Origin of the sequence: Agrobacterium sp. LAD9, from assembly GCF_003031125.1 — a bacterium.
In the GTDB taxonomy this organism is placed as follows: Bacteria; Pseudomonadota; Alphaproteobacteria; order Rhizobiales; family Rhizobiaceae; genus Agrobacterium; species Agrobacterium radiobacter.
Window position 1 is genome coordinate 1 of sequence record NZ_PHGS01000035.1, and the last position, 282, is coordinate 282.

Below are 282 nucleotides of genomic sequence, written 5' to 3' on the forward strand. Positions count from 1 at the left end.
TCCTCCGATCGTTGTCAGAAGTAAGTTGGCCGCAGTGTTATCACTCATGGTTATGGCAGCACTGCATAATTCTCTTACTGTCATGCCATCCGTAAGATGCTTTTCTGTGACTGGTGAGTACTCAACCAAGTCATTCTGAGAATAGTGTATGCGGCGACCGAGTTGCTCTTGCCCGGCGTCAATACGGGATAATACCGCGCCACATAGCAGAACTTTAAAAGTGCTCATCATTGGAAAACGTTCTTCGGGGCGAAAACTCTCAAGGATCTTACCGCTGTTGAT

1 protein-coding gene is annotated in these 282 nt (G+C 47.2%); it reads right to left on the reverse strand.

Annotated features, from left to right (window positions below):
• Window positions 1-282 (reverse strand): serine hydrolase (locus DA915_RS28505; protein WP_153064616.1); only part of this gene is annotated, 282 nt, incomplete at both ends.